Source organism: Rhodococcus sp. NPDC054953 (assembly GCF_053609225.1).
The window spans coordinates 6,226-19,995 of record NZ_JBSGXD010000007.1; the positions used below are offsets into that span (position 1 = coordinate 6,226).

The window sequence follows — 13,770 nt, forward strand, 5'->3', positions numbered from 1 at the left end:
CTGGGGAGGCATTGGAGGGGGGGAGGGGGGAGGTTCGCCGCTGGGGAAGGTGGGGAGAGCGCCGCGAAACCCCAAACTTGTTTGTGCTTTCCCCCCCGACGGGGGGAAAACCCACACACGGGCGGCGCAGCCGCGGGGGTCAGCTGAGCGAGGCCAGGGCGGCACCTACGGTGAGGACCGCGCCGAGACCGCCGATGATCGTGCCAGCACCGGACACGATCGGCTGGATCTGCTTGATGAGGGCGATGTCATCCTCGGACGATCCGGCGCGGGTTGCACGTGCGACTGCCATTGAACTTCTCCTTGAGATGGGTGAGTGGGCGAGCGGGATGTATGTAACCGGACCGCACCGCCCGATTCGGCACGCCGACGCCTGATCCCACCCGTCGTCGCAGGCAGCGGTTTTGAATCCGGGTGAGGTCAATGTCGCGGCGTACCGTCACTACCCATGACGGTCCCGCTGAGGACGCGCACCGGGCGGGCGGTGATCCTCGCGACGGTGCTGGGCTCGTCGGTGGCGATGCTCGACGCGACGGTGGTGAACCTCGCCCTCCCCCGGATCGGCGAGGATCTCGGCGCCTCCGTCGCCGACCTGCAGTGGGTGGTCAGCGGATACACCCTGACCCTGGCGTCGCTGATCCTGCTGACAGGTGCCCTCGGTGACCGGCTCGGTCGACGCCGGGTCTTCGTCTGGGGAACGGTCTGGTTCACCGCGGCGTCGGTGGTGTGCGCCCTCGCCCCGACCATCGAACTGCTGGTCGCGGCGCGGATCGTGCAGGGGGTCGGCGCGGCGCTGCTCACCCCGGGCAGCCTCGCGCTGCTGTCCGGGGCGATCGCACCCGACGACCGCGGCACCGCGATCGGGTTGTGGTCGGGGCTCGGTGGTGTCGCGTCGGCGGCCGGTCCACTGCTCGGCGGATGGCTGGTCGAGGTCGCGTCGTGGCGGGCGGTGTTCTGGCTGAACGTCCCCCTCGCCGCGGCGGTGGTGTGGGTGTCCGTACGGCACGTCCCCGAGAGCCGCGACCCCGACCCGTCCGAACGACTCGACCTTCCCGGTGCCGCGCTGGGCGTCCTCGCGCTCGTCTTCCTCACCTACGGCCTGATCGCCGGGCATGCCGCCCCGCTGATCGTCGGCGGTGCCGCGTTCGCCGCGTTCGTTGCCGCGGAACTGCGCGGCTCCGAGCCGCTGGTCCCGCCGTCCCTGTTCCGATCCCGGGTGTTCACCGCAGCGAACCTCGTCACGCTGACGGTGTATGCCGCGCTGGGCGGGGTGTTCTTCCTGCTCGTCCTGCAGCTGCAGATCGTCGTCGGCTACTCGCCGATCGCGGCTGGGCTCGCGACGCTGCCGATCACCGTCCTGATGCTGGCGTTGTCCGCTCGGACCGGCCGCTGGGCGCAGCACCATGGTCCGCGGCTGCCGATGACAGTCGGTCCCCTCATCGGTGCGGCCGGGCTCGTGCTGATGCTCCGAATCGGCCCCGACGCTTCGTATCTCGCCGACGTCCTGCCCGCGGTCACGGTGTTCGGGCTCGGATTGTCCACGCTGGTGGCGCCGCTCACCGGTGCGGTGCTGAACTCGGTGCCCACCGAACGCTCCGGGATCGCGTCGGGAGTCAACAACGCCGTCGCCCGCACCGCGCAATTGCTCGCCGTTGCGGCACTTCCCGGGCTCGCGGGGATCACCGGCACCACCGATGTGCGGGCGTTCTCGAACGGATTCGGGGTTGCGATGCTGGCCTGCGCGGGGCTGATGCTGGCGGGAGCCGTCCTGGCAGCGGTGCTCCTGCCGCGGCAGGGCACCGTCGTGACGGCACCCGATTCGATCGAGTGCCGCCCGCACTGCGACGTCGCGGCACCGACCCTCGACCCGCGGCGGCCCGAAACCGACCGGCCGTGACGACGCCTGAGCCGCGACTGCCCCTTTCCAAACCGGCCGCGGGCTGGAAACGTGGACGGTGGTGCGCGCCCGGCGTTCGTGCGGGCGGGCCAGCCGGACCGAATTTCCACCGCGAAAGGACGTCGCCGATGCCCACACGTTCCCGCTACCCGGAGGGCGTCCCGTGCTGGGTCGACCTGTCCGCCGCCGACCCGGCCACCGCGAAGCACTTCTACACCGGACTGCTGGGGTGGGAGTTCGAGGACATGCCCAATCCCGGCGGCGGTGTCTATTCGATGGCCCACCTGCGCGGCCACACCGTCGGTGCGATCGGCGGGCACCCACCCGGCGTCCCGGACGGCACGCCATCGCACTGGAACACCTACCTCGCCGCCGGGGATGTCGCCGCGGCGACCGCGAGGGCCGTCAGCGCAGGCGGGCAGGTCCTGATGGGGCCCGACGACGTCGGGGACGCGGGCCGAATGGCGTTCCTGACGGATCCGACCGGGGCGGTGATCGGCCTGTGGGAGTCCGGGCAGCACCTCGGCGCCACGCTGGACAAGGAGTCGGGGACGCTCGTCTGGTCCGAGCTGGTCACCCCCGAACCGGAGGCCGCGCTCGCCTTCTACGGCAGCGTGGTGGGGATGACGCACACCGCGACGCCGATGCCGGGCGGGTCGTACCTCGTGTTGCACGCCGGCGGCGAGGACATCGGTGGGTGCACACGACCGAGCCTGGCGCAGGCCCCCGCGCACTGGCAGGTCTACTTCGCCGTCGACGACCCGGATATCGCTGCCGAAACAGCCTCCACCGCAGGCGGATCGGTGCTCGTCGCACCGTTCGACGTCGCCGGCGCTGGTCGCATCGCCGTGCTCGCTGATCCGACCGGCGGGGTGTTCAGCGTCCTACGACCCGACCCCACCCAACGGTAGGGCGGCCGTGGCACTGGAGTGGCTCGCGCTGCTGCGGCGAGCCCACCACGAGTTCTCCACCCGCATCACCGCGGTCACCGAGTGGTCCGTCCCGACCCCCGACACCGACTGGGACGTCACCGATCTGGTCCGGCATGTCGTCACCGAACAGCAGTGGGTGCCGCCACTTCTCGGGGGTCTGACCGTCGAGCAGGCGGAGTCCCGGATTCGGCCGCTCGGCGAGGACCTGCGCCGAGAATGGCAACTGCACTCCGGGTTGGCGATCGCCGCGTGGAACGCGGCACCACCGGCCGCGCCCGTGCACCTGTCCTACGCGACGGCGACGGTGGAGCACTATCTGCGCGAACAGGTTTCCGACATCACCATCCACGCGTGGGATCTGGCCCGCGCGGTCGGCGCCGATGAGGAACTGGATCCGGGTCTCGTCGCCGCGGTGTGGGATGTCCTCGACGAGCAGCGGGACCTGCTCGCCGCCAGCGGTCTGTTCACGACACCGGTGCCGATACCGGCGGACGCGTCGCCCCAGGACCGGCTTCTCGCGTTGACCGGCCGCGACCCGCGGCCCTCCGCGACCGGGCGCACTTCGGGAGGTATGCGATGACAAGCGAACCCGACATCAAACCCCGCAGCAGGGACGTGACCGACGGCTTGGAGAAGACCGCGGCGCGCGGGATGCTCCGGGCCGTCGGCATGGGCGACGACGACTGGGGCAAGTCGCAGATCGGTGTCGCGTCGTCGTGGAACGAGATCACCCCGTGCAACCTGTCCCTGGACCGGCTGGCGCAGGCCGTCAAGGACGGGGTGCACGCCGCGGGCGGGTATCCCCTCGAGTTCGGCACCATCTCGGTCTCCGACGGCATCTCGATGGGCCACGAGGGCATGCACTTCTCGTTGGTGTCCCGGGAGGTGATCGCGGACAGCGTCGAAACCGTCATGGAGGCGGAGCGTCTCGACGGGTCGGTGCTGCTTGCGGGGTGCGACAAGTCGCTGCCCGGGATGCTGATGGCCGCCGCGCGACTGAACCTGGCGTCGGTGTTCCTGTATGCCGGGTCGATCCTGCCGGGGACCGCGACCCTCTCCGACGGCACCGAGAAGGACGTCACGATCATCGACGCGTTCGAGGCGGTCGGGGCGTGTGTGCGCGGGCTGATGAGCCGCGCGGACGTCGATGCGATCGAGCGGGCAATCTGCCCCGGCGAGGGCGCGTGCGGCGGCATGTACACCGCAAACACGATGGCGAGTGCCGCGGAGGCGCTTGGCATGTCGCTCCCCGGTTCGGCGTCCCCGCCCGCCACCGACCGCAGGCGGGACGGCTACGCCCGCCGCAGCGGGCAGGCGGTGGTCGAGCTGCTGCGCCGCGGCATCACGCCGTCGGACATCCTGACCGCGGAGGCGTTCGAGAACGCGATTGCGGTGGTGATGGCGTTCGGCGGTTCCACGAATGCGGTGCTGCACCTGCTCGCCATCGCGAACGAGGCCGGGGTTCCGCTGACCCTGGACGACTTCACGCGGGTCGGTGCGCGGGTCCCACACCTGGCGGACGTCAAGCCGTTCGGGGCGTACGTGATGAAGGACATCGACCGCATCGGCGGCGTCCCGGTCGTCATGAAGGCCCTGCTCGACGCCGGGCTGCTGCACGGCGACTGCCTGACGGTGACCGGCCGCACTGTCGCCGAGAACCTCGCCGACATCGCCCCGCCCGATCCCGACGGCAAGGTGCTGCGGTCGATGAGCACGCCGATTCACCCGACCGGTGGCATCACGATCCTGTCCGGGTCGTTGGCGCCGGGCGGGGCGGTGGTCAAATCCGCCGGCTTCGAATCCGACGTCTTCACCGGTACCGCACGGGTTTTCGACCGCGAACGGGCGGCGCTCGACGCCCTCGAGGACGGCACGATCACCGCGGGCGACGCGGTCGTGATCCGCTACGAGGGGCCGAAGGGCGGACCGGGGATGCGGGAGATGCTCGCGATCACCGCCGCGATCAAGGGCGCCGGGCTCGGCAAGGACGTGCTGCTGCTGACCGACGGGCGGTTCTCCGGCGGCACCACCGGGCTCTGCGTCGGTCATGTCGCGCCCGAGGCGGTGGACGGCGGACCGATCGCCTTCGTCCGGGACGGCGACACGATCCGTCTCGACGTCGCGACCGGCCGCCTTGACGTGCTGATCGACGAATCCGAGTTGACGCGGCGCGCACACGGTTGGGAACCGCTGCCGCCCCGGTATACCCGAGGGGTACTGGCCAAGTACGCGAAGCTCGTCGGGTCGGCGTCGAACGGAGCGGTGTGTGGCTGAGCGGTCGAGCGAACGGCGGCAGGCCCTCGAGTTCGCGATGATCCAGGCCGAGGTGGAGCGCAATCTGCTCGGCGGGGAGATCAAGTACACCCGCGACCAGGTCGCCGAGCTCGCCGGGATCCCCTTGGAGAGAGCGCAACGCCTGTGGGTGGCAATGGGATTCGCGCACGCCACCAATCCGGATGTGCCGATGTTCACCGATGCCGACGTCGCTGCGCTGCAGTCGATCACCTCCCTCGTCGACCGGGGCATCATCGATCCGGATTTGGAGGTACCGGTGACGCGCGCGCTCGGCCAGTCGTTCGCACGACTCGCGGAGTGGCAGCTCGGCCTGCTCAACGGGCACATCGTCGCGCGGATCCGCGACCACGAACCCGAGGAAGTCGTCGACGTGCACGCGGTGGCGGCGGAGGCAACCCTCGTCGCGGAGCAGATGCTGCCGACCCTGGAGAGGCTGCAGTCGTACGCGTGGCGTCGGCACCTCGCGTCCCACGCGGCACGGTTCCTCGACAGTCGACGTGAGGACATCGACACCCGGACGCTGACGATCGGATTCGCGGACATGGTCGGCTACACGAGCCTGACCCGGCGCCTCGACATCACCGAACTGACCGATCTGCTCGAGTTCTTCGAATCCACCGTCACGAACGTGATCGGTCAGAACCGCGGCTGGGTGATCAAGAACGTCGGTGACGAGGTGCTGTTCGCGGTCGAGGATCCCGCCGACGGTGCGCGGATTGCGTTGGCACTGCAGGACGCGGCGTCGAGCACCGAGGAACTGCCGAGCCTGCGGGTCGGCCTCGCGCGCGGCGAGGTGCTGGTGCGCTTCGGCGACGTGCACGGGTCGGTCGTGAACATCGCCGCCCGGCTCACCAGCGCCGCGCGCCCGGGAACGGTGCTCGTCGACGAGAGGATGGCCGAGGCCCTCGGCGCGGCCGACGACGTCCAGCTGCGGTCGCTGCGGACCCTCCGGGTCCGCGGCTACAACCGACTGCGGGCGTACGCGCTGCGCCGGTGACCTCGCCGCGGGCCCTACGTGCCGAGCGACTCCAGCGCGGTCCGCGCCTCCTCGAGCTGCCTGCTCAGTTCCTCGACCCGCTTGGCCGCGGCATCCCGTGCTGCGGTGATCACCGACTCGACGGCGTCCTGCGCGGTCGGGTCACCGAGCTCGCGAACGGCCCGCTCGACCGCGTCGGCGGCGACCGGCGCCGCCTTCCCCGGCCGCTTCGCGCCGTGCGTGACCGTGACCGTCCATTCGCCGCCCGCCGCGGCGTGCAGCGTCACGCTGACGCCAGCCGGTTCCTTCGCCCGCCGGGGCCGCTTGGGTGCAGGCGTGGGCGATGAGGCCTGCGGGACATCGGTATTCGGTGCGGTCACGGCAGCCTTCGCGGTCGTCGGGGCGGGCGGGGTGGAGGTGCGTGGTGGTGCCGAGGGTGTCGGTGCGCCAGCGGCCGACCGGTCCAAGGCGGATCGCGCGGACGCCGACCGGGTTCGGCCCGGCGCCGCCGCCGGCTTCGGAGCCGCCTTGGCCGCCTGCTTCGCTGGCGCCCGGGTCAGGCGCAATTCGTCTGCCTCGAACGGCAGTTCGTCGTTCACACCCTTCGGCCGGATCAGCACGGTGGTGCCGTCGACGGACACCACCTTCGCGGAGCAGCCCGCGGCAAGGCCGAGGCTCGGGGTCGCCTCGTTGAGGTAGACGGTGGCGCGTTTACCGGCGGACACCGCCGCGGCCAGGTCGGTCAGATCCTGCCCGGTGAGGTGATCACCGGGCCGTGTGCGAGGGGCCATCCGCGATCAGATGGGCCGGAAGCCCGCGCCGACACCGCCGTGCGCGTTCAGGTCGGCCAGGACGGCATCGATATCGGTTCCGAGTTCGGGGCCGAGACATGCGACCCCCACGTAGGCGTTCACCATGCCGACCAATGTAGTACCGCGCACGACCGGGCTTCCCGAGTCACCCTCGATGACGCACATCTGCGTCCAGGTCTCGTTGCTCGCCAGCAGATCCCCCCACACGACGCCGCAGGTGTTGCCGGTCCGCAAACCCTGCTTGCACACCACATCCGGGAAGGCCGCTGGCGCACCGACGGTCGTGATCGTCACGTTCCCCACCCGATTGACGGGTGCGACCTTGGCCGGGTCGAACTCGATAACCGCGTAGTCGAGTGACCTGTTCTTCCCGACGATCCGGCCGACCGTTCCCGCGTCCTGACGGTGCTCCGGCACGATGGAATACCCGGGTTCACCACAATGGCCGGCCGTGATGCCGACCAGACGGTCCGCGCTGTCGCGCCCGATCGCCGTGAGCGTGCACAGCGCCTCGTCCCCGACGATGATCCCCGATCCGCCGCCCAGCGGCGCCGGTGATGCCGCGGCCGAGACGCCGACACCGAGGAATCCGAACAGCGCCGCCACCATCGCGAACAGGACTGCACACTTCTTGGCCATCGTCCGACCCTCCGGGAGATACACCGGCACCGGGCCTGACGCCCGGTCCGTAGGAAGACGAGCACCCACCAGTGTGCGCGCACCCGCCGGGACTCGCAGTGGAACGCGAGGATTTCGGGGCGTTCGGACGTCAGCCGAGGACGGTGAGCACCAGCAGCGCGATGTTGAGGGCAACGATCACCGCGGTTGCCGACCAGGCCGCGATCACGGTTCCGCGGCGGTTGACGTGGTCACCCATCAGGGCGCGTTCGGAGGTCATCCGCACCAGAGGGATCAGTGCGAACGGGATGCAGAAGCTGAGCACGACCTGACTGATCACCAGGGACGTCGTCGGGTCGGCGCCGATCGCGAGGATGACGAGCGCGGGAATCAGGACCAGGATCCGGCGCAGCAGCATCGGGATCCGGTAGTGCAGCAGCCCGGCCATGATCTCGGCGCCCGCGGCGCAGCCGACCGAGGTGGACGCCAGGCCGGACGCGAGCAGCCCGATCGCGAACACCACCGCCACCGTCGGCCCGAGCGCGGAGGTGATCGCGGCGTGGGCGCCCTCGATGGTGTCGGTGCCCTCGACGCCGCGCAGCGCCGACGCGGCCAGCAGCAGCATCGCGATGTTGACGGTGCCCGCGACGACGAGGGCCGCCCCGACATCCAGCTTGGTGGCCTTCAGCAGGCGCGGCAACAGCGCGGGCCGGATCCCGCGCCCGTGCCGGTCCCTGGCGAGCGCGGAGTGGACGTAGATCGCATGCGGCATCACGGTTGCGCCAAGCATGCTCGCCGCGAGCAGCACCGTTTCGGCCCCGTCGAACCGGGGCGCGAGGCCGCCGAGCGCCTCGCGCGGGGACACGTCGGTGAAGGCGAGACCGCTGACGAAGCCGAGGGTGATGATCGCGAGCAGGCCGATGACGACGAACTCGAAGGTCCGCTGGCCGCGGGCCTGGGTCGCGAGGATGGCCATCGACACGGCGCCGGTGATCAGTCCGCCAAGCCACAGCGGCAGCCCGAACAGCAGGTGCAGGGCGATCGCGCCGCCGATCACCTCGGCGAGGTCCGTCGCGACCGCGGCGAGCTCGGCCTGCACCCAGAACGCCTTGCGTTGGGTCGGCCGGAGCCGGTCGCCGAGCAGCTCGGGGAGCGACCGGCCGGTGACCAGCCCGAGCTTCGCGGACAGGTACTGCACGAGCACGGCCATCGCGTTGGCGAGCACCAGCACCCACACGAGCAGGTAGCCGTACTTGGCGCCTGCGGTGAGATTCGCGGCAACGTTGCCGGGGTCCACGTAGGCGATCGCGGCGACGAAGGCCGGTCCGGCCAGCGCGATCAGCCGGCCGAGGCCCGCCCATCTCCTGGTCGACGGTCCGCTCGGTTCGAGGGTGCGCACGCTCACCGCGACTGGTCTCCCGCCCACATCGGCAACTATTCGCCTCACCATATCAAGAAGTTCGGGTCTCCAAACTTTCAGGCATCCGCGGCCGCGGCACCGGCATGCGACTGGCCGCCGCCGGGTGGGCCGTGGTGCGGATATGGGAGCATGACGGCGTGGCCGCGGCCGCCGACCGGTGCGGACGCGGCGCTGCGGCCGGGTCAGTAGTGCGCGGGTTCCCGTCCCGACGTGCCGAGCCCGACCCGCCGCACGACAACGGCAGCGACCGGGGTCAGCGCGACCGCGAACGCGAGGGCGATGCAGGAGCCGAACACCAGGCCCGCGGCGACATCGTGTGGATAGTGCACGCCGCTGACGACCCGGGACAGCCCGACGATCACCGCGGTGACCGCGGCGAGGGCCGCCATCCACATTCGCCGGGCCGCGTACCCGGCGAGGACCACCGCCGTTGCCAGGGCCGCCGAGATTCCGGAATGGTTGCTCGGGAACGACCAGTCGCCGAGCGGAGGGCACTCGGACAGGGCGTGCACCCCGGGCAGGGCGGTGCAGGGACGCTCCTCGGTGACGACCGCCTTGACGGCGAGGGTGGCGAGCGCCGAACCGGCGGCCCCCGCCCCGGCCGCCAACCCGACCGCGAGGGTGTGCGTGTCGCCGCGCCCCCACCACAGGGACAGCGCGAGCATTCCGGCGAGGGCGAACAATCCCGCCTCCGCGACCAGGTCGCTGACGGTGCCCGCGCCCGCGGGCCAGGCCGCGGTGACGGAGTCGACGCTGCGGTACAGCGACGTCGACCAGCCGATGACCGGGTTGGCCTCCATGTCGGCGGGTCCGAACACCGCGAGGATGCCCGCCGCGACGATCAGCGCGGCCAGGCCGAGCGGCCAGTGCCTGGGGAGGAATCGGGTTCGCACCCGGCGGAATGTACGCGGCGAAACTGGTAGGAAACTGAGAGGGCCCGCCGCCGCAACCCCCTGCCGGTGAACACCGGGAAAACGGGCGGCGCCGCGCCATTGACGTCTAGGGTCATCTGGACTCTTTCGTCCCGGCGCATCCGAGGTGGCCCGTGTCCTTCCCAACGTCCAACGTTTCCCGCCGTGCGTTTCTGGTCGGCCTGTCCGCGCTCGGTGGCGGCGCGCTGCTGCCCACCGCCGCGCACGCGGCGCCGCTGCTGCGTCAGGCCCCGGACACCGGCGCGGGCCTGATCCGCAATCCGGAGTTCGGCAACGGGGTGATGGCCGGGGTGCCGCGCACCGACGGCGCGACGCTGTGGACGCGGGTCGGTGCTGGCAGCGCGGGCACCGGCAGCATCGGCACCGGCAGCGCGGGCACCGGCAGCATCGGCGGCCGTGCGGCGGACGGCGAACTGGCGGTGATCGTCTCGTCGCGTGAGGACCTGACCTCGCCGACCATCGCCGAGCGGGTACCGGTACGCGGGGATGCCGACGGCACAGTCCATTTCGACGTGACCGGCCTCGCGCCGGGCGAAACCTGGTACTACCAGTTCCGCGGCGACGGCGGCGAGTCACCGGTCGGCCGGTTCCGGACCCTGCGGCCCGCCGACTCCAACGAACCGGCCCGGATCGGCTGGTTCACCTGCCAGGGCTTCGAGGAGGGCTACTACGCGGCGCACCGACATCTGGCCGCGGAGGACCTCGACTTCGTCGTGTGCCTCGGGGACTACGTGTACGAGTTCACCAAGCCGGGCGTCCGCGGGGTCGCAACCAATGCGTTCCCCCAGACCATCGACGGCATGCGGGACAAGTACCGCCAGTACCGCACCGACGCCGACCTGCGGCTGATGCACAGCAGCCACGCGTTCGTCCCGCTCTGGGACGACCACGAGTTCCGCAACAACTACAGCACGGACGGCTGGACGTTCCCGGTCGTCTCGGACATCGACGGCGCGATCGGCTTCCAGCAGAAGAAGCAGTGGGCGTGGCAGTCGTGGTTCGAGCACATGCCGGTGCCGCGGTTCGCCGGCGACCCGACCCGCACCTACCGCTCGCTGCGGGTGGGCCGGACGGTGGAACTCTTCGCGCCGGACACCCGCCAGTACCGGGACCGGCAGGCCTGCGACGACGCCGAGTTCGCCGTCTGCACCGAGGCCGACACGCCGGGACGGAGCATGCTCGGGGCAGCCCAGAAGCAGTGGCTGCTCGACGGGCTCACCACCTCCGACGCGCGATGGAAGGTGGTCGCGAACGCCAACATGATGATGGGCATGGCGGTGGCCGACGACGGTGCCCGCGCCTACATGGACACCTGGGACGGCTACGGCGCCGAACGCGCCGAGATCCTCTCCACCGCAGCACAATCGGTCGACAACCTGGTCCTGGTGACCGGCGACGACCACGACGGCTGGGCGGGCGAGCTGTGGGACACCGGGTTCGCGCCGGGCACCGCGACCGGCGCGCAGGTCAACGCCCCCGGCACGCGGCGCGCCGGGGTCGAGTTCGTCGTCCCGTCGGTCACCTCCGCCAACACCGGGGACGGCGGCGCGACCGGAAGCAGCGACGTCGGCGGGGCGCGCGCCGAGGAGTCCGCCCGCCGGGCGAGGAACCCGCACCTCGCGCACGCCGACATGGTGTCCCACGGGTACGGGGTGCTCGAGGTCGACGCGGGCGAGGCGCGGTTCGCGTTCCGTGCGGTCGACAAGCTCGATCGGGGCGCAGCCGTTGCGACGTCGAAGGAGTTGCGGGTCGCGGCCGGGGACGCGCGGCTCGGGTAGCCGGCCCGGGCGCGCTACTCGCAGGCGATGCCGTCGCCGTCGCGGTCGAGTCGGCCGCTGTACCCCGGCTCCCCGACGCGGATCGGCGCCGCGCCTGCCGCGCGCACCTCCCCGCAGTTCGCGTAGCTGACGGTGGCGCCCGCATCGGGCCGGGGCGGGGCGGGAGCGGCGCCGACCAGCGGGACCGGCGCCTGCGCAGCAGGCGCGGGGGCGGGTTCCACCGGCGGGCGGTCATCACCCCCGGCCGCGGCCGCGGGAGCCACCTCGGGCTGCGCCGCACCGCAATCCGCGAGCACCCGGGCCATCGCGTCCCGTTCGGCGGTGGTCACCCACAGCCCGTAGGCGGCCTTCACCTCGATCTGCCGCGCGACATACGTGCACCGATACTCCCGATTCGGCGGCAGCCAGGTCGCGGCGTCACCGTCACCCTTGCGCTGATTGGTCGGCCCGTCGACGGCCTGCAGGTTGCGGGGGTCATTCGCGAGGTTCCGCAGGGTCGGCGCGTCGAGCTGCTGGGCGCCCTTCTGCCAGGCGTCGGACAGCGCGACGACATGGTCGATCTGGACGGCGGACGAGGTGTCCGATCCGCGGGTGAACGGGATCGTGGTTGCCGTGTACCGGTCCGGCAGCACCCCGGTCAGGACCACGCACCCGCGAGTACCCGGCTTCAGTTCGACCTCGATGAGGTCGCGGCGCAGGATGTCGTTGCGGGTGTCGCAGCCGTTATGTCCGCCCGCGACGCTCACGTCGTCGGACCAGGCCTGCCCGAACAGGTCCCGCTCGTACCCGGTCTTGGGTGCGCGTCCCTTGACCGCGAGCGTGTCGAGCAGCGCGAGCGCGGCCACGGCGTCACCGCTGCCTCCCGATCCCGGCCCGGCGGCCGCGGCAGCGGATGTCGCACGCGCCGTCGTCGTCGTGGTCGGTGCGGCGGTGGGCGTCGTCGGGCGGGTCACCGCGGTGGTGGAGCCGAGGGCGGCGGTGGTCGCGGTCATCGTCGGCGACTCAGACGCACCGCAGCCGGTGAGGCCGACGACGGCGACCAGTCCGGCCGCCCAGGCGATGTCGCAGCGGATACGTCGGGGTCTGGGGAGAGCGGTCACCTCCCATGCCTACCAGTGGTGCCGGCGAGCCCCGGCACCACGGGCACCCGAATCATCTGCTCAACCGACACCCGGCTCCCTCGCCCCGAACCCACCTGTGCACAGTGCGGGTGCCGCACGCACAGCGGGGTTGTCCGCTCAGTTTCCCTGCGAACGCACGAAAACCCCTGCGCACAGGGGTTTTCGTGGGACGACTGTTGCGGCGGACCCGCCTTCGGGGTCAGCCCCAGCGGGACTGGCCGCCGTCGAGCGGCATGGTGGAGCCGGTGAGGTAGCGCGAGTCCTCCGAGCAGAGGAAGACGACGGCCCGGCCGATGTCGGCCTCGGGGTCGCCGACCCGGCCGAGCGGGATGCCCGCGACGAACGCGGCCGCCTCTTCCGGGTTCTTCTCCATCCACCATTCCAACGCGGGCGTCACGGCGTGCGGGGCAACATTGTTCACCCGGATGCCGTCGCGGCCCCACTCGGCGGCGGCGGCCCGGGTGAGCACCCGGGTGCCCTCCTTGATCGCGCCGTACACGCCGTAGTTGCTGGCATCCCAGCGCACCGCCGCCGAGGTGACCATGTTGATCACCGAGCCGCCGCCACGCGCGACCATGTGCGGATGGCAGGCGCGCATGAACCGCAGGGTCGCCAGCGGCCCGGACGCGAACGCCTTCTCGAACTTCTCGTCGACGACGTCGAGGAGGGGGCCGGGCTTGGAGTCGTTGGCGTTGTTGACCAGGATGTCCACCGCACCGAGGTCCGCGACGGTCGTCGCGACGGCGGCGACGATGTCCTCGGCGACCGAGACGTCACAGCGCACCGGGACCGCCCGCCCGCCGAGTGCCTCGATCTCCGCCACGGTGTTGTGCAGCTTGGACTCGGTGCGCCCGGTGACCGCGATGGCCGCACCCTCCTTCGCCAGGGCGAGCGAGATGCCCCGGCCGATGCCCTGCCCGGCACCGGTGACGATGGCCACCTTCCCGTCCAGAATTCCCATTGCTCTTCGTCTCCGATCGTGTACGGCG

At 71.4% G+C, this 13,770-nt stretch carries 13 protein-coding genes; 6 read left to right on the forward strand and 7 right to left on the reverse strand.

Annotation, left to right across the window (positions count from 1 at the left end; translation table 11 throughout):
• Positions 1–139: 139 nt before the first annotated feature.
• Positions 140–292 (reverse strand): hypothetical protein, encoded by a 153-nt coding sequence (locus tag ACWF62_RS07020; RefSeq protein WP_378509218.1) that lies wholly within the window; start codon positions 290–292, stop codon positions 140–142.
• A 156-nt stretch (positions 293–448) separates the two neighbouring features.
• Here ACWF62_RS07020 and ACWF62_RS07025 point away from each other — a divergent pair, with 156 nt between their 5' ends.
• The 5 genes from ACWF62_RS07025 to ACWF62_RS07045 all read left to right on the forward strand — a co-directional run bounded on the left by ACWF62_RS07025 (position 449) and on the right by ACWF62_RS07045 (position 6,121).
• Entirely contained in the window at positions 449–1,897 is a 1,449-nt protein-coding gene (locus ACWF62_RS07025) for an MFS transporter (protein ID WP_452629712.1), read from the forward strand.
• A gap of 128 nt (positions 1,898–2,025) precedes the next feature.
• Positions 2,026–2,808 carry a VOC family protein gene (locus ACWF62_RS07030; RefSeq protein ID WP_452629713.1) on the forward strand — a complete coding sequence of 261 codons (783 nt, stop codon included), beginning with the start codon at positions 2,026–2,028 and terminating at the stop codon, positions 2,806–2,808.
• 7 nt (positions 2,809–2,815) lie between these two features.
• Positions 2,816–3,409, forward strand: a complete 594-nt coding sequence (locus tag ACWF62_RS07035) for a TIGR03086 family metal-binding protein (RefSeq protein ID WP_452629714.1) — start codon at positions 2,816–2,818, stop codon at positions 3,407–3,409.
• Positions 3,406–5,103: a dihydroxy-acid dehydratase gene (gene ilvD / locus ACWF62_RS07040; protein WP_378509214.1), complete on the forward strand. Its 1,698-nt coding sequence runs from the start codon at positions 3,406–3,408 to the stop codon at positions 5,101–5,103. The genes ACWF62_RS07035 and ilvD overlap by 4 nt, the downstream gene beginning before the upstream one ends.
• Positions 5,096–6,121 carry an adenylate/guanylate cyclase domain-containing protein gene (locus ACWF62_RS07045; protein ID WP_452629715.1) on the forward strand — a complete coding sequence of 342 codons (1,026 nt, stop codon included), beginning with the start codon at positions 5,096–5,098 and terminating at the stop codon, positions 6,119–6,121. The genes ilvD and ACWF62_RS07045 overlap by 8 nt, the downstream gene beginning before the upstream one ends.
• A gap of 14 nt (positions 6,122–6,135) precedes the next feature.
• On the opposite strand, the gene ACWF62_RS07050 is transcribed toward ACWF62_RS07045, so the two are convergent.
• The 4 genes from ACWF62_RS07050 to ACWF62_RS07065 all read right to left on the reverse strand — a co-directional run bounded on the left by ACWF62_RS07050 (position 6,136) and on the right by ACWF62_RS07065 (position 9,843).
• Positions 6,136–6,891 (reverse strand): DUF6319 family protein, encoded by a 756-nt coding sequence (locus ACWF62_RS07050; RefSeq protein ID WP_378569612.1) that lies wholly within the window; start codon positions 6,889–6,891, stop codon positions 6,136–6,138.
• A 6-nt stretch (positions 6,892–6,897) separates the two neighbouring features.
• Positions 6,898–7,551 carry a S1 family peptidase gene (locus ACWF62_RS07055; RefSeq protein ID WP_378509211.1) on the reverse strand — a complete coding sequence of 218 codons (654 nt, stop codon included), beginning with the start codon at positions 7,549–7,551 and terminating at the stop codon, positions 6,898–6,900.
• A gap of 130 nt (positions 7,552–7,681) precedes the next feature.
• On the reverse strand, positions 7,682–8,935 hold the full coding sequence (locus ACWF62_RS07060) for an Nramp family divalent metal transporter (RefSeq protein WP_378509210.1): 1,254 nt from the start codon (positions 8,933–8,935) through the stop codon (positions 7,682–7,684).
• A 197-nt stretch (positions 8,936–9,132) separates the two neighbouring features.
• On the reverse strand, positions 9,133–9,843 hold the full coding sequence (locus tag ACWF62_RS07065; RefSeq protein ID WP_378509209.1) for a phosphatase PAP2 family protein: 711 nt from the start codon (positions 9,841–9,843) through the stop codon (positions 9,133–9,135).
• A 152-nt stretch (positions 9,844–9,995) separates the two neighbouring features.
• Between ACWF62_RS07065 and ACWF62_RS07070 the strand changes: the two genes are divergently transcribed.
• A complete protein-coding gene (locus tag ACWF62_RS07070; protein WP_378509208.1) occupies positions 9,996–11,660 on the forward strand; it encodes an alkaline phosphatase D family protein in 1,665 nt (554 codons plus the stop codon).
• 14 nt (positions 11,661–11,674) lie between these two features.
• Here the strand turns inward: ACWF62_RS07070 and ACWF62_RS07075 are convergent, their stop codons facing one another.
• Entirely contained in the window at positions 11,675–12,760 is a 1,086-nt protein-coding gene (locus ACWF62_RS07075; protein ID WP_452629716.1) for a GmrSD restriction endonuclease domain-containing protein, read from the reverse strand.
• 220 nt (positions 12,761–12,980) lie between these two features.
• Positions 12,981–13,742 (reverse strand): SDR family NAD(P)-dependent oxidoreductase, encoded by a 762-nt coding sequence (locus ACWF62_RS07080; RefSeq protein WP_378509206.1) that lies wholly within the window; start codon positions 13,740–13,742, stop codon positions 12,981–12,983.
• Positions 13,743–13,770 lie beyond the last annotated feature (28 nt).

What these genes read in the sequence shown, in the direction of transcription:
- ilvD (WP_378509214.1), top strand. Translation starts at nt 3,406, where the DNA reads ATGACAAGCGAACCCGACATCAAACCCCGCAGCAGGGACGTGACCGAC.
- ACWF62_RS07020 (WP_378509218.1), bottom strand. Translation starts at nt 292, where the DNA reads ATGGCAGTCGCACGTGCAACCCGCGCCGGATCGTCCGAGGATGACATC.
- ACWF62_RS07055 (WP_378509211.1), bottom strand. Translation starts at nt 7,551, where the DNA reads ATGGCCAAGAAGTGTGCAGTCCTGTTCGCGATGGTGGCGGCGCTGTTC.
- ACWF62_RS07080 (WP_378509206.1), bottom strand. Translation starts at nt 13,742, where the DNA reads ATGGGAATTCTGGACGGGAAGGTGGCCATCGTCACCGGTGCCGGGCAG.
- ACWF62_RS07025 (WP_452629712.1), top strand. Translation starts at nt 449, where the DNA reads ATGACGGTCCCGCTGAGGACGCGCACCGGGCGGGCGGTGATCCTCGCG.
- ACWF62_RS07050 (WP_378569612.1), bottom strand. Translation starts at nt 6,891, where the DNA reads ATGGCCCCTCGCACACGGCCCGGTGATCACCTCACCGGGCAGGATCTG.
- ACWF62_RS07030 (WP_452629713.1), top strand. Translation starts at nt 2,026, where the DNA reads ATGCCCACACGTTCCCGCTACCCGGAGGGCGTCCCGTGCTGGGTCGAC.